General features: G+C 62.1%; 32 protein-coding genes and 1 pseudogene. 15 read left to right on the top strand and 18 right to left on the bottom strand.

Annotated features, from left to right (window positions below):
* Positions 1 to 9: 9 nt before the first annotated feature.
* Both KMZ68_RS11700 and KMZ68_RS11695 read right to left on the bottom strand, forming a co-directional pair.
* On the bottom strand, positions 10 to 759 hold the full coding sequence (locus KMZ68_RS11700) for an ABC transporter ATP-binding protein (RefSeq protein WP_249779595.1): 750 nt from the start codon (positions 757 to 759) through the stop codon (positions 10 to 12).
* The gene (locus tag KMZ68_RS11695) at positions 752 to 1507 is read right to left on the bottom strand and encodes an ABC transporter ATP-binding protein (RefSeq protein ID WP_215615914.1); all 756 of its coding nucleotides are present in this window, start codon (positions 1505 to 1507) and stop codon (positions 752 to 754) included. The genes KMZ68_RS11700 and KMZ68_RS11695 overlap by 8 nt, the downstream gene beginning before the upstream one ends.
* Before the next feature lie 388 nt (positions 1508 to 1895).
* Between KMZ68_RS11695 and KMZ68_RS11690 the strand changes: the two genes are divergently transcribed.
* Positions 1896 to 2498 (top strand): PAS domain-containing protein, encoded by a 603-nt coding sequence (locus tag KMZ68_RS11690; protein ID WP_215615913.1) that lies wholly within the window; start codon positions 1896 to 1898, stop codon positions 2496 to 2498.
* Here the strand turns inward: KMZ68_RS11690 and KMZ68_RS11685 are convergent.
* Complete coding sequence (locus KMZ68_RS11685) at positions 2495 to 2872, bottom strand: ArsC family reductase (RefSeq protein WP_215615912.1); 378 nt, start codon at positions 2870 to 2872, stop codon at positions 2495 to 2497. The two genes, KMZ68_RS11690 and KMZ68_RS11685, sit on opposite strands and share 4 nt — an antisense overlap.
* Before the next feature lie 76 nt (positions 2873 to 2948).
* On the opposite strand from KMZ68_RS11685, the gene KMZ68_RS11680 reads away from it, so the two are divergent.
* The 4 genes from KMZ68_RS11680 to KMZ68_RS11665 all read left to right on the top strand — a co-directional run bounded on the left by KMZ68_RS11680 (position 2949) and on the right by KMZ68_RS11665 (position 4957).
* Positions 2949 to 3107 (top strand): DUF5993 family protein, encoded by a 159-nt coding sequence (locus KMZ68_RS11680; protein WP_215602306.1) that lies wholly within the window; start codon positions 2949 to 2951, stop codon positions 3105 to 3107.
* 133 nt (positions 3108 to 3240) lie between these two features.
* Positions 3241 to 4071 (top strand): hypothetical protein, encoded by an 831-nt coding sequence (locus KMZ68_RS11675; protein WP_215615911.1) that lies wholly within the window; start codon positions 3241 to 3243, stop codon positions 4069 to 4071.
* The gene (locus tag KMZ68_RS26020) at positions 4058 to 4387 is read left to right on the top strand and encodes a DUF5993 family protein (protein WP_249779594.1); all 330 of its coding nucleotides are present in this window, start codon (positions 4058 to 4060) and stop codon (positions 4385 to 4387) included. Before KMZ68_RS11675 ends, KMZ68_RS26020 begins: the two co-directional genes overlap by 14 nt.
* 21 nt (positions 4388 to 4408) lie before the next feature.
* Positions 4409 to 4957: a disulfide bond formation protein B gene (locus KMZ68_RS11665; protein WP_371741450.1), complete on the top strand. Its 549-nt coding sequence runs from the start codon at positions 4409 to 4411 to the stop codon at positions 4955 to 4957.
* 5 nt (positions 4958 to 4962) lie between these two features.
* On the opposite strand, the gene KMZ68_RS11660 is transcribed toward KMZ68_RS11665, so the two are convergent.
* Complete coding sequence (locus tag KMZ68_RS11660; RefSeq protein ID WP_215615909.1) at positions 4963 to 5667, bottom strand: glutathione S-transferase family protein; 705 nt, start codon at positions 5665 to 5667, stop codon at positions 4963 to 4965.
* A gap of 80 nt (positions 5668 to 5747) precedes the next feature.
* Between KMZ68_RS11660 and KMZ68_RS11655 the strand changes: the two genes are divergently transcribed.
* Positions 5748 to 6614 carry an SDR family oxidoreductase gene (locus KMZ68_RS11655; protein WP_215615908.1) on the top strand — a complete coding sequence of 289 codons (867 nt, stop codon included), beginning with the start codon at positions 5748 to 5750 and terminating at the stop codon, positions 6612 to 6614.
* A gap of 4 nt (positions 6615 to 6618) precedes the next feature.
* Here KMZ68_RS11655 and KMZ68_RS11650 read toward each other — a convergent pair whose 3' ends face one another.
* From KMZ68_RS11650 to KMZ68_RS11630, 5 genes are all read right to left on the bottom strand, one after another.
* Positions 6619 to 7833, bottom strand: a complete 1215-nt coding sequence (locus KMZ68_RS11650; RefSeq protein ID WP_215615907.1) for an MFS transporter — start codon at positions 7831 to 7833, stop codon at positions 6619 to 6621.
* Between the two features lie 153 nt (positions 7834 to 7986).
* Positions 7987 to 8679, bottom strand: a complete 693-nt coding sequence (locus KMZ68_RS11645) for a GNAT family N-acetyltransferase (RefSeq protein ID WP_215615906.1) — start codon at positions 8677 to 8679, stop codon at positions 7987 to 7989.
* Complete coding sequence (gene fabA / locus KMZ68_RS11640) at positions 8676 to 9227, bottom strand: bifunctional 3-hydroxydecanoyl-ACP dehydratase/trans-2-decenoyl-ACP isomerase (protein WP_215615905.1); 552 nt, start codon at positions 9225 to 9227, stop codon at positions 8676 to 8678. The genes KMZ68_RS11645 and fabA overlap by 4 nt, the downstream gene beginning before the upstream one ends.
* 18 nt (positions 9228 to 9245) lie before the next feature.
* On the bottom strand, positions 9246 to 9893 hold the full coding sequence (locus KMZ68_RS11635) for a TetR/AcrR family transcriptional regulator (RefSeq protein ID WP_215615904.1): 648 nt from the start codon (positions 9891 to 9893) through the stop codon (positions 9246 to 9248).
* Positions 9894 to 10022: 129 nt separating this feature from the next.
* Positions 10023 to 10373: a Lin0512 family protein gene (locus tag KMZ68_RS11630; RefSeq protein WP_215615903.1), complete on the bottom strand. Its 351-nt coding sequence runs from the start codon at positions 10371 to 10373 to the stop codon at positions 10023 to 10025.
* Between the two features lie 207 nt (positions 10374 to 10580).
* Here KMZ68_RS11630 and KMZ68_RS11625 point away from each other — a divergent pair, with 207 nt between their 5' ends.
* A complete protein-coding gene (locus KMZ68_RS11625; RefSeq protein ID WP_215615902.1) occupies positions 10581 to 11090 on the top strand; it encodes a winged helix-turn-helix transcriptional regulator in 510 nt (169 codons plus the stop codon).
* Positions 11091 to 11098: 8 nt separating this feature from the next.
* The gene (gene fabF / locus KMZ68_RS11620; protein WP_215615901.1) at positions 11099 to 12364 is read left to right on the top strand and encodes a beta-ketoacyl-ACP synthase II; all 1266 of its coding nucleotides are present in this window, start codon (positions 11099 to 11101) and stop codon (positions 12362 to 12364) included.
* Between the two features lie 66 nt (positions 12365 to 12430).
* On the opposite strand, the gene KMZ68_RS11615 is transcribed toward fabF, so the two are convergent.
* The 5 genes from KMZ68_RS11615 to KMZ68_RS11595 all read right to left on the bottom strand — a co-directional run bounded on the left by KMZ68_RS11615 (position 12431) and on the right by KMZ68_RS11595 (position 14985).
* Positions 12431 to 12730, bottom strand: coding sequence for a hypothetical protein (locus KMZ68_RS11615; protein ID WP_215615900.1), 300 nt, complete (start codon positions 12728 to 12730; stop codon positions 12431 to 12433).
* A gap of 47 nt (positions 12731 to 12777) precedes the next feature.
* Complete coding sequence (locus tag KMZ68_RS11610) at positions 12778 to 13566, bottom strand: DUF899 domain-containing protein (protein WP_215615899.1); 789 nt, start codon at positions 13564 to 13566, stop codon at positions 12778 to 12780.
* A gap of 177 nt (positions 13567 to 13743) precedes the next feature.
* Entirely contained in the window at positions 13744 to 14160 is a 417-nt protein-coding gene (locus KMZ68_RS11605; RefSeq protein WP_215615898.1) for a GFA family protein, read from the bottom strand.
* Between the two features lie 13 nt (positions 14161 to 14173).
* Positions 14174 to 14659, bottom strand: coding sequence for an SRPBCC family protein (locus tag KMZ68_RS11600; RefSeq protein WP_215615897.1), 486 nt, complete (start codon positions 14657 to 14659; stop codon positions 14174 to 14176).
* Positions 14656 to 14985 (bottom strand): ArsR/SmtB family transcription factor, encoded by a 330-nt coding sequence (locus KMZ68_RS11595; protein ID WP_215615896.1) that lies wholly within the window; start codon positions 14983 to 14985, stop codon positions 14656 to 14658. The genes KMZ68_RS11600 and KMZ68_RS11595 overlap by 4 nt, the downstream gene beginning before the upstream one ends.
* A gap of 159 nt (positions 14986 to 15144) precedes the next feature.
* Here KMZ68_RS11595 and KMZ68_RS11590 point away from each other — a divergent pair, with 159 nt between their 5' ends.
* From KMZ68_RS11590 to KMZ68_RS11565, 6 genes are all read left to right on the top strand, one after another.
* Complete coding sequence (locus tag KMZ68_RS11590; protein WP_215615895.1) at positions 15145 to 15438, top strand: type II toxin-antitoxin system TacA family antitoxin; 294 nt, start codon at positions 15145 to 15147, stop codon at positions 15436 to 15438.
* 3 nt (positions 15439 to 15441) lie between these two features.
* Entirely contained in the window at positions 15442 to 15951 is a 510-nt protein-coding gene (locus KMZ68_RS11585; protein ID WP_215615894.1) for a GNAT family N-acetyltransferase, read from the top strand.
* 88 nt (positions 15952 to 16039) lie between these two features.
* Complete coding sequence (locus KMZ68_RS11580) at positions 16040 to 16537, top strand: peptide deformylase (RefSeq protein ID WP_215615893.1); 498 nt, start codon at positions 16040 to 16042, stop codon at positions 16535 to 16537.
* Between the two features lie 144 nt (positions 16538 to 16681).
* The gene (locus KMZ68_RS11575; protein WP_215615892.1) at positions 16682 to 17746 is read left to right on the top strand and encodes a ketopantoate reductase family protein; all 1065 of its coding nucleotides are present in this window, start codon (positions 16682 to 16684) and stop codon (positions 17744 to 17746) included.
* Between the two features lie 139 nt (positions 17747 to 17885).
* Positions 17886 to 18350 carry a TspO/MBR family protein gene (locus KMZ68_RS11570; protein ID WP_215615891.1) on the top strand — a complete coding sequence of 155 codons (465 nt, stop codon included), beginning with the start codon at positions 17886 to 17888 and terminating at the stop codon, positions 18348 to 18350.
* An 11-nt stretch (positions 18351 to 18361) separates the two neighbouring features.
* Positions 18362 to 18865 carry a hypothetical protein gene (locus KMZ68_RS11565; protein ID WP_215615890.1) on the top strand — a complete coding sequence of 168 codons (504 nt, stop codon included), beginning with the start codon at positions 18362 to 18364 and terminating at the stop codon, positions 18863 to 18865.
* Positions 18866 to 19100: 235 nt separating this feature from the next.
* On the opposite strand, the gene KMZ68_RS11560 is transcribed toward KMZ68_RS11565, so the two are convergent.
* Entirely contained in the window at positions 19101 to 20168 is a 1068-nt protein-coding gene (locus KMZ68_RS11560; RefSeq protein ID WP_371741449.1) for a linear amide C-N hydrolase, read from the bottom strand.
* Between the two features lie 99 nt (positions 20169 to 20267).
* Between KMZ68_RS11560 and KMZ68_RS26015 the strand changes: the two are divergent.
* Positions 20268 to 20363: pseudogene (locus KMZ68_RS26015) on the top strand (glutathione S-transferase family protein); the annotation flags it as partial.
* Here KMZ68_RS26015 and KMZ68_RS11555 read toward each other — a convergent pair.
* The 3 genes from KMZ68_RS11555 to KMZ68_RS11545 form a co-directional block, all read right to left on the bottom strand.
* The gene (locus KMZ68_RS11555; protein WP_215615888.1) at positions 20362 to 20898 is read right to left on the bottom strand and encodes a dihydrofolate reductase family protein; all 537 of its coding nucleotides are present in this window, start codon (positions 20896 to 20898) and stop codon (positions 20362 to 20364) included. The pseudogene KMZ68_RS26015 and the gene KMZ68_RS11555 overlap by 2 nt on opposite strands.
* Positions 20899 to 20928: 30 nt before the next feature.
* Entirely contained in the window at positions 20929 to 21348 is a 420-nt protein-coding gene (locus KMZ68_RS11550) for a YciI family protein (protein WP_215615887.1), read from the bottom strand.
* A 178-nt stretch (positions 21349 to 21526) separates the two neighbouring features.
* Positions 21527 to 22132, bottom strand: a complete 606-nt coding sequence (locus KMZ68_RS11545; RefSeq protein WP_215615886.1) for a YdeI/OmpD-associated family protein — start codon at positions 22130 to 22132, stop codon at positions 21527 to 21529.
* Positions 22133 to 22192 lie beyond the last annotated feature (60 nt).

Genomic DNA, 22192 nt, shown 5'->3' with positions numbered 1-22192 from the left:
AGAGGTAGTTCAGACGCCGAGATAGGTGTGAAGCTTGTCCATATTGGCTTGCAGATCGGAATTTGCGAAACCGTCGATCACCTTGCCGTGCTCGACGATGTAGTAACGGTCCGCGACGGTCGCCGCGAACCGGAAATTCTGTTCGACCAGAAGGATCGTGAAGCCCTCCTTCTTGAGGCGCGCGATGGTATGGCCGATCTGCTGGATGATGACCGGCGCCAATCCCTCGGTCGGCTCGTCGAGCATCAGGAACCGTGCGCCGGTGCGCAGGATTCGCGCGATTGCCAGCATCTGCTGCTCGCCGCCGGACAATTTGGTGCCCTGGCTGTTGAGCCGCTCCTTGAGATTGGGAAACAGGTCGAAGATCTGGTCCAGCGACAGCCCGCCCGGGCGCACCGCCGGCGGCAGCAGCAGGTTTTCGCGCACATCGAGGCTGGCGAAGATTCCGCGCTCCTCGGGGCAGAAGGCGACGCCCATGCGCGCGATCTTGTCCGACGATGCCCGGATGATCTCCTGATCGCCGAAGCGGATCGAACCGGTGCGCTTGCCGATGATCCCCATCACCGATTTCAGCGTCGTGGTCTTGCCCGCGCCGTTGCGTCCGAGCAGCGTGACCACCTCGCCTGCATTCACGTTGAAATTGATGCCGTGAAGGATGTGGGATTCGCCGTACCAGGCTTCGAGATTCTGCACCGACAGCACCGGCGCGCCCGCGCCGGACTTGGTCGTGGCGGCATCGGCCATCTTCAAATCAGCCATGACCGGCCCCCAGATACGCTTCCTTGACGCGCTCGTCCTTGGTGAGCTCGGCATAATTGCCTTCCGCCAGCACCTGCCCGCGCGTCAGCACCGTGATGATGTCGGAAAGGTTGGCGACGACGCTGAGGTTATGTTCGACCATCAGGATGGTGTATTTCGCCGAGATCCGCTTGATCAAGGCGGCGATCTTGTCGATGTCTTCATGTCCCATGCCGGCCATCGGCTCGTCGAGCAGCATCATTTCCGGATCGAGCGCCAGCGTGGTCGCAATCTCGAGCGCACGCTTGCGCCCATAGGGCATCTCGACCGCCGGCGTGGCGGCGAACTCGCTGAGGCCGACGTCGTCGAGCAATTCGTGGGCACGGCCGTTGAAACGGTCGAGCACCGACTTGGAACGCCAGAAATCGAAGGACTGCCCATGCTGCCGCTGCAGCGCGACCCGCACATTCTCCAGCGCCGTGAGGTGCGGGAACACCGCTGAAATCTGGAACGAGCGGACCAGGCCGAGGCGCGCGACGTCGGCCGGCGCCATCGCCGTAATATCCTGTCCCTTATACAGAATCTGGCCCGCTGACGGCTTCAGGAACTTGGTCAGAAGATTGAAGCACGTCGTCTTGCCGGCCCCGTTCGGACCGATCAGCGCATGAATGCTGCCACGGCGGACCCTGAGATCGACATCGCGAACGGCAAAGAACCCCGCGAATTCCTTGGTCAATCCGTGGGTTTCGAGAATGAACTCATCGGCCAATCAAATTTCCCCCGACAGCCTACGCCGCGAATGCCACCGCGCGTGACCGAATTCCTGCTAACCGGCAGGTTCTCCTTGAGACGCCCCGAGGGCGCCCTGGAAGATCCCGTCCCGGACCTGCCGCCTCCGGCCGGAATATGCCGTCAACGGCCTGGTTTGCGCAAGATGGAAAGCTGCCATGCGCGGCGAGCAGAAGCCGGCTCCGGCTGTGCCATTAGTCGAATTACCGGCGGATTGGAATAGCCGGGAGGCCGGGGTCTTCGGCCTCCCTTTCAATCCGTCCCGAAAGCAAGCGTTAACGGTGTTCTGACACGATCCGGCGGTTTCATCGGAAATTGCCCGTCGACCCGATAGTTTGGTGTTTTGTAATCGAGATCGGATTGCAGCCGTGGAATTTGAAAGCGCCAACCCGTCGGTCGTCAAATCGATCAAGCAGCGGGACCTGCTGAACAACTGGCTGCGGCTTTTTGCCCGCGAACGGTTGATGCCGCGCATCGAGGAATACCAGCCGGCTCGGATCGAGGACGAACTTCCGGACCTCGTGTTTTTTACAGTGGATACCGCCAGCTGGCCGCCGCGCCTGACCATCGAGAGCGACGGCACGCGGATGTCGAGCGCCTATGGCCACACCGGCAAGGGCCGGCTTCTCGACGAATATCTCGGCGCCAGGCTCGCGCCCATGATGATGCCGGTCTATTACGAATGCATCGCCCGCCGCCTCCCCGTCTACACCATTGCCAACATCGACGACGTCTATGGACGAATCGTCGCCTATGAGCGGCTGCTGCTGCCGTTCTCGAACGGCGACAATGTCAGCCATGTGATCGCCTCGCTGAAGACCATCAGCGAAGACGGCAACTTCGAGATCAAGAATCTGATGCGCGGCAACGACTCGCTGCCGACGCCGAAACTCCGTGCGGTCATCGATCGCGATCTCTTCCATCGCGCACCCGGCCGTATTCCGGCCGGCGACCAGATCGAATTCAGCTAGGCCTTCCGCGCCCGCGACCCGCCCGACGGCTTGACTTCCCTGGCATAGGTTTCCGGCTTGAAGCCCACCAGCAATTTGCCGCCGAGATCGAGCACCGGCCGCTTGATCATCGAGGGCTGCGCCAGCATCAGCGCCAGCGCCTTGCGCTCGTTCAAGCCTTCCTTGTCGCTATCGGGCAATTTGCGAAACGTGGTGCCGGCGCGGTTGAGCAGGGCTTCCCAGCCGAGTTCGTCGCTCCAGCTCTTCAGTTTGTCCTTGGCGATGCCCGCGGTCTTGTAGTCGTGGAATCCATGCGTGACGCCATGACTGTCGAGCCAGGCGCGGGCCTTCTTCATGGTGTCGCAGTTCTTGATGCCGTAGATGGTGATGGGCATTCTGATCCATTCCGGAATGGTGCGGTTCGATCGTCCATTGTAGGGTATTGTAGGCTTCCTTGCATCCGGGGCGAACATGGAATTCACCGCGCTTTTTCTGGCCGTCGCGATCGTCATGGTCGTCGCCTGGCGAGGTCCACGGCCGCTGGCGCTGGCCTTGTTCGCGGCGGTGCTTGCAGCCTCTGTCGCGACCTATCTGCATCATGCGACCGACACCCTGAAACTGTCATTCTGAGGCAGGCGCATGATGAGACGAGACAGCAAGAGGCGAACGGTTGCGGCCGCGTTCGCAAAATCCCGTGCAGGGCGGTAGCATCGTCATGACTGGCGCAGCATAGTTTGCTTCCTTTGCGAACGGATACGAACCAATGACTAGTAATCGGGCCAGCATCTACTTAGCCCTGACGTTCGCGGCAATCTTTGCGCTTGTATCTCTTGTCCTGGGATTCGGCGTGATTCTCTCGATCGCTTCTGCCTTGATTGGGGCCGTCTCCGGTAGCGCCTTCATTGACCGATCGTCCCGTCACTTGGACCCTCGCTCCCGAGAGATCGTGGAGCAAATATTCCGTGGCGAGCTTCGCGGCGATGTCGTGCCCCAGAGGATATTGCTGCAGGATCGTAAAGGTCTTGCCAAGCTGCTGCTCACCATTTCGATTATTTTCAGCTATCAATCGCCGATTCAGCGTGTCGCCAGCTATACTTTTCTCATCCAATTGATGATTGGCGGTGTTGCGGTCGTTTTGTTTTTCGTGGCGCAGGCAGCCAGCATCGAGGTCGATTTGGTCGGCAATCCCTCGCTGGCGCGGCTGCTCGCTGACGCGTTTCCCATGGAAGGCGCATCAGCAATTGCAAGAGCCAGATTTGATCATCTCTTCGTGCCGCTCGCTTCGCTTTATGCAATCTCGCTCGCGATGTTTGGTGTGGCATTCCTGGCTAGCATTCCTGGTGCCTTGAAGAACTTGAGAAGACATACGCCCGCATTGTTTCTCTCGTTGGTGTTGGTCTTTGCCTTGTGGTCGTTCTTCTTCCCTGCAAGTTCATTCCCAGCTGCTCCCCAGAGGTTAATCATCAGGGGCGACTTGTGGGGTTACATCGTCATCTTCGTTTTCATACCAATCTTTTGTCTCATTCTTACCGGTGCCTTGCCGAATTCTGACTCGCGGCAGCGCTCAACCTTGGGATCAAATGGCCACAGCTGAAGGTGTCAAGACAATCGCAGACCTTGTCTCCACCACAGGGCAGGCGATGCAGCAGGATGCTTCTGCGGCGATCAGAGCAGCTGGCCGAGCGTTCGAGCTTGCTGGCACCGGCTTTCTTCATGGTGTCGCAATTCTTGATGCCGTAGATGGTGATGGGCATTTTGATCCATTCCGGAATGGTGCGGATCGATCGCCCATTGTAGGGTATTGTGGAGGTCCACGGCCGCTGGCGCTGGCCTTGTTCGCGGCGGTGCTTGCAGCCTCTGTCGCGACCTATCTGCATCATGCGACCGACACCCTGAAACTGTCGTTCTGAGGCAGGCGCATGACGCGATCCTTGGCCGTCACTCTCAATGCGCTCGGCCTCTACGCCGTGGCGCTGGTGCTGACGGCGGCGTTTGCCGCGCAGCTCCTGCTGCATGAGCTGCCCTGCCCGCTGTGCCTGCTTCAGCGCCTCCAGTTCGCGGCGCTCGCCGTCGGCCCGATCCTGAACGTCCGCTTTGGACCGCGCCCCAGCCACTACGCCCTGTCGTTGTTTGCCGCCGCCGCGGGCTTTGCTTTTTCGACGCGCCAGGTGCTGCTGCACATCATGCCCGGCGACGCCGGCTACGGCACGGCGCTGCTCGGCTATCACTACTATACCCTTGCCTTGATCGGTTTCGCGGTGGCCATCGTCCTGATCGCGGCCATCCTGTTGTTCGACCGTCAGTTCGAACGGGATGGCGCAGAGATGCAGCCTGTCGCGCCCCGCCTGTTCGCGACAATGGCAGTGTGGCTCGTGATCGCCTTGACGGCGCTGAATGTCGCCTCGACGCTGCTGGAGTGCGGGTTCGGGGCCTGCGCCGACAATCCGGTGGATTACGAACTACTCAAGCGCGGGGCCTGAGGCGTTCACGGCCGCTTCGGAATCTCGAGCCCGCGCTGCACCGCCGGCCGCGCCAGACCGCGATCGAGCCAGGCCGAGACGTTGCCAAAATCATCGAACCCGACCAGCTCGCGCGCGCCGTAGAAGCCGATCAGGTTGCGCACCCAGCCGAGCATCGAGATGTCGGCGATGGTGTAGTCGTCGTCCATGAACCATGACCGCCCGGCAAGCCGCGTCTCCATCACGCCGAGCAGGCGTTTGGACTCCGTGACATAGCGTTCCAGCGGCCGTTTGTCGGCAAACTCCTTGCCGGCGAATTTGTGGAAGAAACCGACCTGGCCGAACATCGGCCCGATCCCGCCCATCTGGAAGTGGACCCACTGGATGGTTTCCCAGCGGCGTGCGGCGCCGGCCGGCATCAGCTTGCCGGTCTTCTCGGCGAGATATTGCAGGATCGCGCCGGACTCGAACAGGCCGAGCGGTTGGACGCCGGGTCCGTCCGGATCGAGGATCGCGGGGATCTTGCCGTTCGGGTTCAGCGACAGAAACTCCGGCGTCTTCTGGTCGTCCTTGTTGAAGTCGACCAGATGCGCTTCGTAAGCGAGCCCGACCTCCTCCAACATGATGGAAACCTTGACGCCGTTCGGCGTTGGCAGCGAATAGAGTTGGAGACGGTCGGGATATTTGGCGGGCCAGCGTTTGGTGATCGGAAAGGCGGAAAGATCGGACATCACAACTCGTTCTTTGCTTCGACTCTATTGCGTGGCTACTGTACGGGGACTGCCTGACGTGACAAGGGCCGGCGCCATCGATGGATGACCAAGCGAACGCAAAACCCGGCCTGACCGACGCGGAGCTTGCGGTTCATCCGACGGTTTACGCACCCGACGCGCTCAAGGGTCAGGTCGCGGTCGTGTCCGGCGGATCGGGCGGCATCGGCCGCGCGATCGCCTGGCTGTTGGCACGGCTGGGCGCGCATGTCGTCGTGGTCGGGCGCGATCAGCACAAGCTCGACATCCTCGTCGGCCAATTGACCGGCCGCGGTTTGAAGGCCTCCGCGCATGCCGCCGACATCCGGGACCCGGACGCGGTCGATGCGCTGTTCGACAAGGCCTGGGCCGCGCATGGCCGCGTCGACAGCCTCGTCAACAGCGCCGGCGGCCAATTTCCGCAACCCGCGATCGATTTTTCGGTGAAGGGCTGGAACACGGTCATCAACACCAACCTCAACGGCACCTGGTACATGATGCAGGCCGCGGCGAGACGCTGGCGCGACCACGGACATCCCGGCAGCATCGTCAACATCGTGGTGGTCACCACCCACGGGCTCTACGGCATCGCGCATTCGGTCGCGGCGCGCGCCGGCGTGATCGGCCTGTCGCGCGCCGTCGCGGTCGAATGGGCGCCGCTGAATATCCGCATCAATTGCGTAGCCCCCGGCGTGATCGAGACCGAGGGCTGGAACGTTTACACGCCGGAGGCTCGCGCCGCCTACCCGCGCTCCAATCCGATGATGCGCGCGGGCTCAGCCTGGGACATCGCGGAAGCGTGCGTCTACCTCGCCGGGCCGTCGGGACGGTTCGTCGCCGGCGAAACGCTGACGGTCGACGGCGGCGGGCAGTTGTGGGGCGAGACCTGGACCACGGGGAAGCCGGATTATTTTGGCGGCGGCCATTGACGGATCACGCCGGCGCAGGCGCCGCCTGCGCTTTTGCAAAGGGGCGGAAGCTCAAGGCCATCAGGAACGCGCCGATGCCCATGCCCCACGCGCCGATATAGAGCCAGGCGTAGCTGGCGAAGGTGTCGTAGATCAGGCCGCCGGCGATCGGTCCCGTGGCCATGCCGAGACTGCCCGCCATCGCAATGCCGCCGATCACGGTGCCCATCATCTTCAACGGGAAATTTTCCCGTGCCAGCACCGCATAGAGCGGCATGACGCCGGCATAGATGAAGCCGAACAGCGCTGCCACGGCATAGAACGCGGCCAGTTCGCGCACGAACACATAGGCCAGCGCGCCGAACGCCTGCGCCAGCAGTCCCGTGACGAGCACGCGCTTGGCGCCGAACCTGTCGCCGAGCAGGCCGAACGCCACGCGGCCGCCGAGGCCGGCGAGCCCTTCCACGCTGTAGATCGAAACCGCAGCCAGCATTGGGATGCCGCAGCTGATGGCATAGCTCACGGTATGGATGATCGGTCCCGAATGCGTGGCGCAGCAGAAGAAATTCGTCGCGAGCAGGACGATGAATTGCGGCGAACGCACCGCTTCGCCGAGCAACATCTCGGCCGGCGCCGCGCCGGTTTCGGATGCAGGCGCGTTTCCGCCCGCGAGCGCCGGCGGGCGCCGCACCAGCAGCGATACCGGGATCATGATGGCGGCGACGATGACGGCAACGATCTGCAACGTGGTTCGCCAGTCGTGGAAGGAGACGAGCCATGCCACCAGCGGCGACATGGTCATGGGCGCCATCCCCATGCCGGCTGATACCAGCGACACCGCGAGGCCGCGATGGGTATCGAACCAGCCGGTGACGCACGCCATCAACGGCGCGAAGATCGCCGCGGTGGCGCCGCCCACCAGCAGCCCGAACAGGAGTTGAAACTCGATCAGCGAGGTGGCGCGGCTCGCCAGCGCCAGGCTTGCCGCGATCACGATCGAGCCCGTCAGCACCACCGGGCGCGGCCCCACGCGGTCGGACAGTGTGCCCCAGATCATGCTGCCGAAGGCCATCGCGAGGAAGCCGATCGTCATGGCGCTGGATACGCCGGCGACCGACCAGCCGGTGTCCCGTGTGATCGGCTGAAGCAAAACCGGCAGTGAAAACATGCCGCCGATCGCGACACAGCCCAATAAGCCGCCGGCTGCGACGATGACCCAGCGATAGCGAGAATCGTTCATTCCATATCTCCCATTCGAGCTCTCTGCGCAGAGGACGAATGAGGGGGTGCAAATGCCGACACGCTTGCCTCGCGTGCGGCGTCACTTCTTTGTGAGCGTCCCGGCCGCGACGGGCGGCGTCGAGCCGGCCGGCCCGCGGCCTCAGCCGGTCGTTCACTTTCGCCGATGCAACACGGTGACGTGGAAACGGCGGCGGATTTCCATCCCTTGCCGCCGGTACAGCGCGATGGCCGAGGTGTTGCTGGAAAATACGTGCAGGAACGGAAGCTCTCCCCGCGCCAGGATCTGGCGGGAAATCTCACCAAGCAGGATTTGCCCGTAACCGCGGCCGCGGTGCGATGGATGCACGCAGACCGCCGTTATCTCGGTGTAGTTGGCGGGCTTCATTCGCTCGCCGGCCATCGCGACAAGCTTTCCATCGATCCGGATCCCGAGAAAGGTCCCCAGCTCATGCGTGCGCGCGCTGAAGGGTCCGGGCTTGGTCAATTCGGTCAAAGCGAGCATCTCCGGAACGTCATCGGCGCCGAGCGTGACGATTTCCACGCCTGGGATCGAAGCTTCCGCGAGCGTCCCGATCATCTGCTCTCCGGTCTCGGCGAGCAAAACCTTGAACTCGGCGGGCGGGGTCACGGGGTCGGGCGTAAACAGCACGGCGATGTCGGATTTCGACATCAGCGCGTGGAGCGCCGCAAAGCTCTGCGGTGACATATCCGGCGTTGCCGCGAACGGCGCGATTTCAGGAGGATAGCGCCGCGCCAGCGCGCCGCCTTCCGCCAGGGCCCGCTGCCGGGTCGTCAATGCGGTCCAGATCGGATGATCGAGCGGGTGGATCAAGGGGGCCGTCATTCAGGGGAGTTGACGGAAGTGGTGGCGGGTTTCATCAGGCCTACTCTCAAATCGTTGGCGACATAGACACATGCGTCGTCAGCAAACACACGACCGTTCGCAATACCCAGAACCAACTTCCCGCGCCGCACTTTGTGCATATCAACCTCGTAACGCACGCGCTTGATGTCAGGCGTGATGTGCCCGCTGAACTTCACCTCGCCAACGCCGACGGCGCGGCCTTTGCCCGGTGAGCCCGACCAGCCAAGCCAAAAGCCGACAATCTGCCACATCGCATCCAGACCGAGACATCCCGGCATCACCGGGTCACCGACAAAATGGCAATCAAAGAACCAGAGATCCTTCGTAATATCCAGCTCCCCGACGATACGGCCTTTGCCGAATTCGCCGCCGTCCATGCTGATCTCCGTGATCCGATCCATCATCAACATGGGCGGCGCGGGCAATTGCGCATTGCCCGCGCCGAAATACCCTCCATTGCTGGATCTAAGCAATTCTTCCTTTGTGTAAGAGGATTGTGGGGTGTGAAAAGCGTGTGGATCTGACAAGGCAATGTCACCTTCCTGCTAGATTGGGCGCCTGTTCCTGCTGTTGGGCAACAGCCGAGCTTTTCGCGCTCCTGCCCCCGGGGCTCGCTTCAGGTGCAAGGCGCCTGCCATGAAGTCCCATATGGCATTCGCCAATTTCTTCCGATCAGGGCGCCGCTCGCTGGTCAGCGCGCCGATCAACGCTTGACGAATCCCTCCTATCATCAGCGCAATCGTGAGATGAGGATCAATGTTCTCAGGAACAATGCCGTCACGTTGGGCCGCCTTGAGCATCCGCGCGCCCGCGGCGAGTTGCCGGCTGGTAAAGGCGATCTCGACATCCAGCACCTCGGGCGCACGGCTCAATGCACCGATCACAAGGGGGGCAAATGGATGTTCATAGTGGAATGCGACATAGGCGGATATCCGCTCCTTTTCTCGCTCTGCCCACGATTCCGAAACCATCTTAGCGCCGCCGAAAGCCGCATCATCCAGGAGACGGTAGAACCTTTCAACGACGGCAGCGATCAAGCCCGCTTTCGATCCGAAGTGATGATAGGCAAGCCCCACGGAAAGTTGGGCTCGTCTTGCCACGGCCTGCATTTCGATATGACCGTGGCCGCGGATCAGCTCTTCTTGAGCGGCAAGGATCAACCTCTCTCGCGTACCGACGCTCTCAGCGGCCATCATCGCCTCGGACTTGAATTGAATTCAATTCAGCCCAGGTTGGTGGAGTTGTCAAGCGACCCAGGTTGTTGCAGCGCCCATATTCCTCTCAGCAAAGACTCCGGCGACGAGGCAGCCGGGAGACGTAGCCTAGCCAGCCGTCCCGTCATCCAGACTCACGATCACCGCCGCATTGGCAATGATGACGCTATCACCGCCGCTCTCGGCCGGAATCTCGAGCCCGCCCTTGACCGCGGTGACGGTCACCGTTCCATAAGGCAGCTCCTTCGCGACCGCTGCGGTGTCGACCGTGCTCGGATCCGGCACGCCGATGGTGACGTCGACGAACATGTCGCTGGCGGCCTTGCCGAGCATCCGGAAGAACCCGAGGCTGGAGTGACGGATGGCGTCGGAGACCGCGCGTTTCGCCGCCTTGGTGGAATCCTTGCCGTGGACGTCGACGCCCATGCCCATTTCGGTGATACAGCGCACGCGTGCCATCGATTTCCTGCTTTCTTTAGGGTCCCGGGAAGCCAGCGATCTTCCCTGATTCTCGTGGCGCCGGCCACGGCTGCCGTTACTCCCACTCGATCCCGCCATCAACCCGAAAGGCAGCGCTGCGCCGGATGCGGCCTTTGCAGATCCGCTTCTGCAGTTACCGCGGGCGAGGTACTTGCAAAATGCAAGTACCTCGCCTAGCCTTGCTTCATGCAGCCGCGGAAGAAGCCCCGTTCGGAATGTCCGGCCGCCCGGACTCTCGAGTCCGTTGGCGAATGGTGGAGCATTCTGATCCTGCGTGATGCGTTCCAGGGCTGCACCCGCTTCGACGAATTCCAGCGAAGTCTGGGAATTGCCCCGAATATCCTGGCTCGCCGCTTGAAGCATCTGACCGAGCGCGGCCTGTTCGAGCGCCGCCTCTATCACAGGAAGCCCGACTGGTACGAATACGTGCTCACCCAAAAAGGCCGCGACTTCTTTCCTGTGGTCGTGACGATGTTCGCCTGGGGCAACAAATACCTTTCTTCCCACGGAGAGGCTCTGCTGATGGCGGACCGGGCGTCTTCGCTCAGGGTCGATCCGGTCGTGGTCGCGGCCGGCACTCTTGCGCCAATCACGCCGGACAATGTGGTTCTCGTTCCCGGCCCGAAGGCCAGCCGGGACATGCATCGGCGGCTAGCCACGATGCGCGCGATGCGGCCAGACGTTTCTCCAGCATAGGGAATGACATGCGCCGAATTGTTGTGACTGGCATGGGAGCGGTGTCTCCGCTGGGCTGCGGAGTGGAATTGATCTGGTCGCGCCTGCTCGCCGGCCGATCGGGTCTGCGGTCCCTCCCCGCCACCATCGGTGCAGGTCTTGCCGCGCGGGTGGCCGGCCTGGTGCCTGACAATGCCGATGACCCCGAGGGCGGATTCGATCCCGATACCGTCGTGGCGCGCAAGGACCAGCGCAAGATGGACCGCTTCATCCTGTTCGCGATGGTGGCGGCGGCCGAGGCGATCGCGCAGGCCGGCTGGACGCCTGCGGATGCGCAGTCGCTCGAACGGACCGCGACGGTCATAGCGTCTGGGGTCGGCGGCTTTCCGGCCATCGTCGAGGCCGTGCGCACCACCGATCAGCGCGGCATCCGGCGCCTCTCCCCGTTCACCGTGCCGTCGTTCCTGGCCAATCTGGCGGCCGGTCAGATCTCCATCCGCTACGGATACAAGGGGCCGATCGGCGCTCCCGTCACCGCCTGCGCCGCAAGCGTCCAGGCCGTCGGCGATGCCGCGCGGCTGATCCGGGCGGGCGAAGCGGACATCGCGATTTGCGGCGGCGCCGAAGCCTGTATCGACCTCGTCAGTCTCGGCGGCTTTGCCGCTACCCGCGCGCTCTCGACCGGCTTCAACGACACGCCGACGCAGGCGTCCCGTCCATTCGATCGCGACCGCGACGGCTTCGTCATGGGCGAAGGCGCGGGAATTCTCGTCATCGAGGAATTGCAGCACGCGCTGGCGCGAGGGGCCACCCCGATCGCCGAACTCGTCGGCTACGGCACCAGCGCCGATGCCTACCACCTGACATCGGGACCCGAAGACGGCGAAGGCGCCCGCCGCGCCATGCAACTGGCGCTGCGGCAAGCCGGGCTGGCGCCGGGCGACGTACAACATCTGAACGCGCACTCCACCTCCACGCCGGTCGGAGACAGCGGCGAATTGGCGGCCATCAAGGCCGTGTTCGGCAACGACCAGGGCATTGCGGTCAGTGCGACGAAATCGGCCACGGGTCATCTGCTCGGAGCCGCCGGCGGCCTGGAGGCGATTTTCACCATCCTTGCCCTTCGCGACCAGGTCGCTCCGCCCACGCTCAACCTTGAAAACCCGGACGTCCTTGCCGACGGCATCGATCTGGTCCGGGGCGAAGCGAGAGGCATGCCGATCGAGCATGCGATCTCGAACGGTTTCGGTTTCGGCGGCGTCAATGCCAGCATCGTACTGCGCCGTTGGTCGTGACAGATTGACGAGAATCCGCAACGAACGCCCGTCACTCGCACTCGTTCGTCCTCGACCATCTTGACGTCACGTCATAGACCCGGTTGACGCCCGTCGCCGGCTGGAAATCAGCTTCAGCCAGGGCGCCGAATGGAAGGCGCTCATCAGCAAGTACATCGGGACCATTCCACTCAGCGGCGATGCACTCACGATCGAACACAGCGCATCCTGCGATCCGCCGCCAAGGACGCCCGTCAGCAGCGCCATGATCGCGAAGGTTGGCGCGGCCGCGAGGTATAGAAAATCGGCTGCCCCAATTGCTGCTGCGTTACCGTTTTCACCATCGAGCGCACCGGTGCCGCGTCTGCCGGCAAGCACCTCGCTCATGTTCTCTCTCTCCTGCAATGAGCGCATTTGCGCCGCTGGCACCTATGTCACCGCGCGGAACGTTGAGGTTCTCCCAACGTCACCAAGGCGCTGTCCACCACCTCGCTCCACCTCGAGTCGCGCGGGGCGTCGGCGGCGTAACTGTCGTGCCAGTTCCACCACTTGCACGGTGGGGTCTGCGGATAGCCCTCCGGGGAGTCCTCCCACTCCTCCTGGCGCCCGAGCGGCGTCACGTCGAGGTAGCTCCAGGTGCTCCCCATCGCCTCGTCGCCGCGGTTGTTGATGAAGTAGGTACGGAAAAGTTTGTCGCCGCCGCGGAAAAACACGTTGGTGCCGTGCCACTCGTCCACGCCGAAGTCTGCGTCGAAGCCGTCCGTGATGGTGTACCAGGGCATCTCCCATCCCATTCGCGCCTTCAGGCTTGCGATGTCCGTCTGAGGCGCGCGCGAGACAAACGCGAGAGTGGTATCACGGGCGTACAGATGGGCGACGTGGGCGACCTGGTCGGCCACCATGGAGCAGCCTCGGCAGGCATGCTCGGGCCACCCGAACACCCCGGGCTCGAAGAAGGCGCGGTAGACGATCAGCTGACGGCGGCCGTCGAACAGGTCGAACAGGCTCACCTTGCCCGCAGGCCCGTCGAACGCATACTCTTTCTCCACGGCCAGCCACGGCATCCGCCGACGCTCGGCTGCCAGCGCGTCACGGGCGCGGGTCAAGGCCTTCTCCTTCACGAGCAGCTGCTCGCGCGCAGCCGCCCACTCCTGCGGCGAGACGATCGGTGGGGTGTCCATTGCGGTCCGCCCTTTGCGGCCGTTCTCGGGTGATATCTGCATTGTTGATCTCCTCTCCACCATGTCCGGTTCCTTCTGCTCCAGCGTCCAGATGCAGCTAGAACGATTGAGGCAGGGAAAAGGAGTCACACGCCGCCGCCGGGGACCGATCCTCCAGCCTGCGCGAGGGGCTGGACAAGGGAGCTCGACGAGGGCCCGCGATTCCCGATCACGCCGCTTTTACATCGGCGGCATCTTGTCGAATTTCGGCAGCGCCGGATCGAGCTGGTCCCAGGCGTAACCGCGCATGCGATACGTCACGGCCTGCGGCCTGTATCGGCTGGGATCGTCGAGGCTCGCAGCGTGCACGGTGAACAGATCGGGCATCGCCGCAAACCTCATATAGACCGGTGACCCGCAGGTGGGGCAGAAGGCGCGCGTCTTCACATTGCCGCTGTCGCCAACGATGTCCCAATGCGTCGCTTCGCCTTCGAGCTTCACGCTCTGCCTGCCCGGGAAAGTCAGGTAGGACCCGTGGCCGGTGCCGCTCTTGAGCTGACAGTCGCGACACTGGCAGTCGTTCATGAAGACAGGTTCGCCGGAGATTTCATAGCGGACCGCGCCGCAGGCGCATCCACCGGTATAAGCCTCGCTCATGTGTTTTTCCTCCCTAGTGCGGCTTTTTTGGGCGGTCCTGTTCCGCAGCGATGACGCCGATGCTTGGCACGACCTTCTTCCAACCTTCGCCCATATTCCTGAACGCCAATTCGTTCCGCGGCAGCACGAAGCCGGAGTGGACGAGGCGAAGGCGCGTACCGTTCTCCACTCTCGAAAGGATAAAGGTGACGACAGTGTCCAGCGGTGCGCCGTAGCCGACATTGCCCTCGTGTCCGCCTTTCCAGGCAAAGGCGAGGCGCTGGTTCGGGATCGCCTCCAGTACCTCGCAATGAATGACGCCGTCCCAGGCGCCGGCGGGTGTGGTCTTCATCGTGAAGTGTTTGCCTTTGACCGGCTCGAATCCTGTCGGCGACATCTTCAGCCAGCGGCCGATCAGTTCGTTCGTCGTCAGCGCTTTCCAGATCGTCTCCGGCGCATGCGGAAGGACCTCGTCGACCACGATGGCCTGCGTGTCGGACTTCAATGCGGCGTCGTTCATGGATCGATCTCCTTCAGCAGGGTTTTCAGGTTGGCGAAGCGCTCGCGCCAGAACACGCCGTAATGGCTCATCCAGTCGACCAGCGGCGCGAGGCCTTCCGGCTCGGCCCGGTAATAAACGTTGCGGCCTTCGGGACGTTCGGCGACCAGGCCGGCGAGCTTCAACGATTTGAGATGCTGGGAGATGGCGCCCTGCGTCACCCCACTGCCCCGCGTCAGCTCGACCACGGTAATCTCGTCGGAACCGACGATGCGTTCGAACACGGCGCGCCGGGTGGGATCGGCAAGCGTGCGCAGGACGGTGTTGATGGCGGCGGCCTGGTTCATGACCATTCAATTAGTATACGCTAATTCATTAGTCAATACTTATTTGTTGTCAGTCATGCCCCATCGATCCGCCCGGCCTTTCCCGCTCACAATCCACGTATTGCAAAATGCACTACGTTTGTGCTAGCATATCTCTCTGAACGCTTCGGAGAGTTGCCAATGCCGCGCGTCGTCAAACGCAAGGAACACCCGCTGTCGATGCGGCTGCCCGAGGCGGACATCGCCATTATCGATCGGGCTGCGAACCTGCGCGGACGTTCGCGCACCGATTTTATGCGCGAGGCGGCTGTGCGCGCAGCAGAAGACGTGCTGATGGAAACCGCACCCATTCGGATGAGTCCTGCCAGCTTCAAAGCCTTCATGGCGGCGCTGTCGGAGCCCGTCCGTCCCGTCCCCGAGATGATCGAACTGTTTCAACGCAAAGCCCCCTGGGAATCCGGGACCGGGAAGTGAAACGTGGTGGTTTCCGGCCCCGAACCGCTGACGGCCGCGCACGATGTCTCGCAATTCTCCTGTGGCAAACCATCGCTTGACCGCTGGTTGAGAACGCACGCGCTCTCCAATCAAGAGAAGGGTTTTACGGCAGTTCTTGTCGTTCATGAAGCCAACCGGGTAATCGGCTACTACGGCCTTGCCCCTACCGCCGTTCTGCCATCCACTCTTCCGCGCTCGATCCGTACCGGCCAGCCGCCCACGCCTGTCCCCTGCCTGCTGCTGGGGCAGCTGGCGACTGATCGGAACTGGATCGGCAAGGGAGTCGGTACAGGTCTACTCAAACACGCGCTGCAGCGCTGCGTGGCGGCTGCGGAACTCGTTGGCGGCCGCGCGTTGATCGTGAACGCTGTGGACGCTGAAGCCGCAGGCTTCTGGATGAGACGCGGATTTATTCCGTCGAAAGACGACCCGCAGGTCCTGTTCCGGTCGATCGCGGATATTGCGGCTTCGATCGCCGCCCGATCCGGTTGAGCTTTTCAAGGCCGAACGCGCAGGCCACGCACGCGGCACGACCAGCCGCGTTGCCCGCCGCCATTCACCGGCCTACGACAGGGATCACATGACCATCCGCCCGATTGTCCGTTATCCCGACTCCCGGCTTGCGCTCCCGGCGCAGCCCGTGACCGTGTTTGACGGCGCGCTGCGGGAGCTTGCGAGGGACCTGCTGGAGACCATGCACGCAGCACCCGGGATCGGGATCACCGCGCCGCATATCGGCATCTCCCTGCGGGTGGTGGTGCTCGACCTCGACCCGGTCGATGGCGCGCGGACCTATGTCAATCCCGAGATCATTTGGGCATCGCCCGAGACGATCACGCATCAGGAAGGCAGCGTCTCGATGCCCGGCGTCAATGACGACATCCGGCGTCATGCCCGCGTCCGCATCAGCTATCAGGACGTCGACGGCAACATGCAGACCGAGGAATCCGAGAGCCTGCGCGCCGTCTGCCACCAGCATGAAATCGACCAACTGAACGGCGTGTTCTGGATCCAGCGGCTGTCCCGCCTCAAGCGCGAGCGGCTGGTCAAGCTCTTCGGGAAGCTGTCGCGGGGCTGAGATTGGCCTGCCGCGGATGATAAATTGAAACCGCTATGTAATTGTCATGCCTATCGATTTGCGCTAGCACCTCCCGCGGATCCCTAACGGGAATTTTCAGACTGGCGCGGATCGGGACGTCAGATCATCGGTGGAAGAGAGAGTATGGCGCGCAACATTCTGATCCTTGGAGCCTCGTATGGCTCATTGCTGGCGACAAAGCTGCTGATGGCGGGTCACAACGTGACCCTGGTCTGCCGGGCGAAGACGGCGGAACTCATCAACCGCGACGGCACCGAGGTTCGCATCAAGCTGCGTGACGAGGCGGTGCATCGCGCGATCTTCTCGCGCGACCTGCCCGGGAAGCTGGACGCGACCACGCCCGCCGACGTCAAGCTTTCCCGTTACGATCTGGTTGGTCTTGCCATGCAGGAACCGCAATACACCAACCATACGATCAGGGTTCTGATGATCAAGATCGCCGAGGCGAAGCTGCCTTGTCTTTCGATCATGAACATGCCGCCGCTGCCCTATCTCAAGCGGATCCCGGCGCTGGCGGCGATGGACCTTGAGGAAGCCTATACCAACGCGCAGGTCTGGGAGCGGTTCAAACCGGGACTGGTGACGCTGTGCTCGCCCGATCCGCAGGCCTTCCGTCCGCCGGAAGAGGCGGCGAACGTCCTTCATGTCGGCCTGCCGACGAATTTCAAGGCAGCGGCCTTCGAAGACGCGAAACACAACCAGCTGCTTCGGGAGCTGGAAGCCGACATCGACGCGGTGAAGCTGGATGGCCATGACGTTCCGGTGAAGCTCAAGGTGTTCGATTCGCTGTTCGTCCCGCTGGCGAAATGGTCGATGCTGCTGACCGGCAATTACCGCTGCATCACCCTGCACGAGCCGCGGCCGATCCGCGACGCCGTGCACGGCGATTTGAAGCTCTCGCAGTCGATCTACGACCATGTCGACGCCATCGCCCGGCGTCTCGGCGCCGACCCGAAGGATCAGGTGCCGTTCGCAAAATACGCCAAGGCGGCGGAAAGCCTGCTCAAGCCCTCATCGGCGGCCCGCGCGGTCGCAGGCGGAGCGCCCTTCATCGAGCGGGTCGACCTGCTGGTGAAGCTGATCTCGCATCAGCTCGGCATGCCCAATGCCGAGATCGACCGCACGGTCGAGATCGTCGATCAGAAACTCAATGAGAAGATCGTGGCGGGTGGTTCCGGCCTGGCGTGAGGCCGAAGGCAGGGCGGCAGCAAGAATAACGCCGAAATCACGCTATTTCCGTTTACAAGGAGACGCGATCGCTGCTGCCGATCCGAGGCGAAAGGACCAACTTTCCTGCGCCGACAACCAGGGATGAAAAGTCATTTCAATGAAAATGCGCGCAGCCGAACTCGGCAGTGTAGTCTGGTTTCTTGCGCTCGTTCTAGGTGGTGGCCTCATTATCGGTTTCGTGACCGCCCCCGGTGCATGGTATGCGACGCTAAGCAAGCCGCCTTTCGGTCCGCCGAACTGGATCTTTGCCCCGGTTTGGAGCACGCTTTATATCATGATCGCGATCGCCGGATGGCGTGTTTGGAGAGAGGGCCGCAATAGCGCGCCAATGAAGCTGTGGTGGGGGCAGCTGGCTCTGAATTTCGTTTGGCCGCCCATCTTCTTCTTGGGCCATCGCATCGATATCGCCCTTGGCGTAATCATACTGCTCCTGATCACGATCATTGGCTTCATCATGATAACTTGGCGACAGGATAAGATCGCATCGCTCCTGTTCGCGCCCTACGCCGCCTGGGTAGCGTTCGCTTTGGTTCTGAACGGTGCGATCTGGCTGTTGAACTAACAGGAGGCCGAATGCGCCGCCGCATCGTCACCGACAAGATGCAGAATGGCTATCGCTATGTGTTATCTGCGTCGGCCGGCCGCGATTTCGACCCGCAATTCCGGCCCGATTTGACGCCCAAGCAGATGCTCGAACTCGGTGTGTTCTGCGGCAAATACCTCACCGATTGTCGTGACGAGTTTCCCGCGAGTTGGTTTGCGCGCGCGAAGCTCTCGCCTTCGGGCCGCGACTGCTCCTTGAACTATTTCGGCGTGGACGCCAGCCAACGCTTGTCGGAATGGAGAAGAAAGGGCTGGATATATCCGAACGATCCGCGCGGCTGGTTCCAGTGGTATTGTCGGTACTACCTGGGCCGGCGCTTGCCTGAGGAGGACGCGCGCCAAATCGGGCGCTGGAAGGCCATGAGACGACACGTCTCACAAATCAGGAAGCATTGCGAACCGGGCGACCCGACTTGCCGGCCGCGCCAGCGCCAGGCGCTATTACATTGGGCCTACGACAGCCGAAAAATTTAGAGGCCGCGTCGTCGCTGCCGCCACGCACAAGGCACCAAGAGGAACTGTGATGCTTCAGAAACCGTATGACGAGCAAGCAAATGGGATCGACTGACGCCCTCACCGCACCATGAAGCTCGGCCTGCGAGCAAATGCCACTTTTGCCCGCCCTCGAAGACGAGATCGTCGATCAAAAACTGAATGAGAAGATCGTGGCGGGCGGTTCCGGCTCGGCGTGACACGCTGCCGTCAGTGCTCACATCGGCAGACCCAGGAACTTGAACGGCTCAGCCTCCTGGAAATTCGCCGTCGCATCGCCGGAAAAGGTGCGCGACTGTTGAGGTCCCAGATCGAGCTTCTTCACCTTTCCCTTCTCAGGTGAGAAGTCGACCGCCTTGAGATCCACCCAGAATGTGTTCGGGGTCAGGACGGATTCAAAGAAGTAGAGCTTGCGCTGATGGTCGGCGACGGTGCGCCACCGCGTCGAGGAAATATTCGGCTGGTCCGGCGTCGAAATGCCGAATGGCACAGACACGTTGCGGATCACGCTGAAGACGCTGGCCAAGGCGCGGTCGGGATTTTCATCTTTCGGGATTGCGTTGACGTAGAAGGATGCCCGCGCGAACCGGTCCGCGGCGCGGTTCGTGCCCGGCAGCATCACCGTGCCGCCGATCTCCTTCCAGTATTCGTTCAGCGCCAATTGCTGTTCAAAGATGGGGGAATTGGTCATCACCTGGTACTTCCGGTCGTGATGGATGACCGGTTTGCCGTTGATGTATTCGACGATCGCGCTGTCACCCGCGGCATCCGAGATCGACAGGTGAAGCGTGGCGAGCAACTTCAGCCCGGGTACGTTGTCCGTGACGATCGTGAAAGGATTCTTCTCAAGTATCTCGACCGCCTCCTGAACGGTCGCGAAATTATCAAGCACATATTGTGCCCAGGCGGCGATGGACAGACCCGGCTTGCTGGAGTCGAACTTTGGATATTCGGATTCCGTGAGCCAGAGGACGTTGGCGACAAGTCCCGCCTCGTTCATGCCGTCCGACGTCGAAACCTCATAAGCGGAAGCAACTACGCTGCCATATTTGGATTTCCATTGCATCGAGTTCGGCCCGACCTCTCCGCTACGCGCCATGCCTCTCGGGAAAATCCAGAGACTGGTGGGCATCTCAAATCGCCAATCCATCGAGCGCGCAGTGATGACCTGACTCTTGGCGCCGAGATATACCAGCCGCGTACAGGCAAGCGAGAGCGAAGGTGCGGTGGCGATCACCGCCACCAGACTGGCTGCGAAGACGCGCGACAGAGCGGAACTTTTCATTCTCATCGACACCTTTTTGAAAAAGCTATCAGGTTTCGATGATCATCATCATGACGCAGCTCAAACCGGACAAGTTTACGTAAAACTTCGCCGTGTTTTCTCGAACCGGTGCTGGCAGGACGCCAACGGCTGGCGGGCACCTTCTCCGTCGCCGACATCCTGTTGGCGGATGTGCTGCGCCTTGTCGACCGGTTCAAGCAGGAACGTACGTCAACCTGATCACCTCCTCGCCAATTCGATCGCTGGCCACCAGGCGGAGCGGCGGCCGGGGGCCGGCGAAGAACGGCTTGCCGCGACCCAACACGATCGGGTGGAGGTAGAGGCGATACTCATCGATCAGGCCAAGATCGCTCAGGCTTCGCGCCAGCTCCGGTCCGGCGACGTCGATCTCGCCTGCGCGCTCGGCCTTCAGCTTCCGTATCACCGCCTCGAGGTCATCCCCGACCAGCGTGGCGTTAGGGCCGACTGACTTAAGGGAGCGCGACACCACCCACTTCGGCTGGCTCCGCCAGGCCGTCGCAAAATCGCGTTCATCGGAGTCCCACTCGGGCTGGTCGTCGTCCCAATAGCGCATCACCTCGTAGATGCGGCGACCGTACACGCTGCCCGCGAGGGCGCGCACTTGCCCGACGAAGTGACGAAACAGGGCGGGGTCCGGCCTGAATTCGGCGTGGTCGTGGTCGACATAGCCGTCCAGCGACTGGTTCATTCCAAATACGAGCTTCGCCATTGCGATTTCCCCACGTAATTTCCCCGATCATCAGGCGACGCCGAGCTTGCCGCGCTCGCCGTCACGGGGCGTCGAGAGTTCCTCTGATGTCAGAAACTCGGCCAGGTCCGCCGCCTCGTAGAACGGGCGGATCTCGACCCCGCTCGCGCCCAACATGGGATTGCGCTTCGCCCAGGCCACGGCCTCGTCCAGATCCCTGACCTGCCAGATCATGAAGCCGGCGACCAGTTCGCTTGTCTCGGCGAACGGCCCGTCGATGACCTCAGCGCCCGAACCATCCGACGTGATGCGCTTGGCCTCGGCGTTGTTTTGCAGCCCGGCGCCGGCCACCATGATCCCGGCCTCGACCAGTTCCGCGGTGAACCGGTCCATCGCCGCGAACGCCTCTTGCGAAGGCGGCGCGCTGTTTTCGCTGCCATCGCCGGCTTTTCCGAACACCATCACCCGCATCGTCGGTCTCCCTGCCTGAGTCGTCCCCGTTGGCGCCTCGCCGGAACGACGAACAGGGGTTTCGGAAACCGACATCGTTTGCGGAAATTTTTCGAATGTCGTAGGGCGGGTTAGTGTCACGGTGAAACAATGCGGTGGATTACGCCTTCGGCTAATCCACCCTACGAACTGCGAGTTATCAATCGTCCTTGGTGGTTTTTTGCGGGTGGATCGTCTCGCCGCGCTTGAGCATGGCGACGAAAGCCTCGATCTTCTTCTTCCGTCCGGCTTCGGTTTTCATGTTGTGGACGCGAAAGGCCAGCGCGAAACGGTTCTGCGCACTGAGTTTCGCCAGCATGGCCTTTGCCTTGGGCTCGGCGTCTACAGCGGCCTGGAGATCATCGGGGATCTTCATGTCCTTGCTGTTATAGGCGCGCGCCCAGCGCCCGTCGGCCTTCGCCGCATCGACTTCCCTCAACCCGCGTTCGGTCATGCGGCCTTCCCCGATCAGGCGCGCGACGTTATCGACGTTGATCCGGCTCCAGACGCCTTTCTTTGTGCGCGGCGTGTAGCGCTGCAGATAGCTCTTGTCGTCAAGCCCTTTGCGGAGGCCGTCGATCCAGCCCCAGCAAAGCACGACGTCGATGGCTTCCTTCGGCGTGATCGATTTGAAACCGGAATCCACCTTGTGGATCTTGATCCAGATTTCGTCTTCCTTGTCGTGGTGTTTGCCGAGCCACTTGTAGCAACTCGCCGCGTCCTTGAACGCGAGGATTTTATCGGGATTGATCTTGACGGGTGCCATCGGTTTTCTGTTTTCAATTCCTGGACAGCGTGAGGTATGGGGCCGCCTTCTCGCGGCACG

The sequence above is a fragment of the Bradyrhizobium sediminis genome (assembly GCF_018736105.1).
Lineage (GTDB): Bacteria > Pseudomonadota > Alphaproteobacteria > Rhizobiales > Xanthobacteraceae > Bradyrhizobium.
This window is presented reverse-complemented; position numbering and strand designations above follow the sequence as displayed.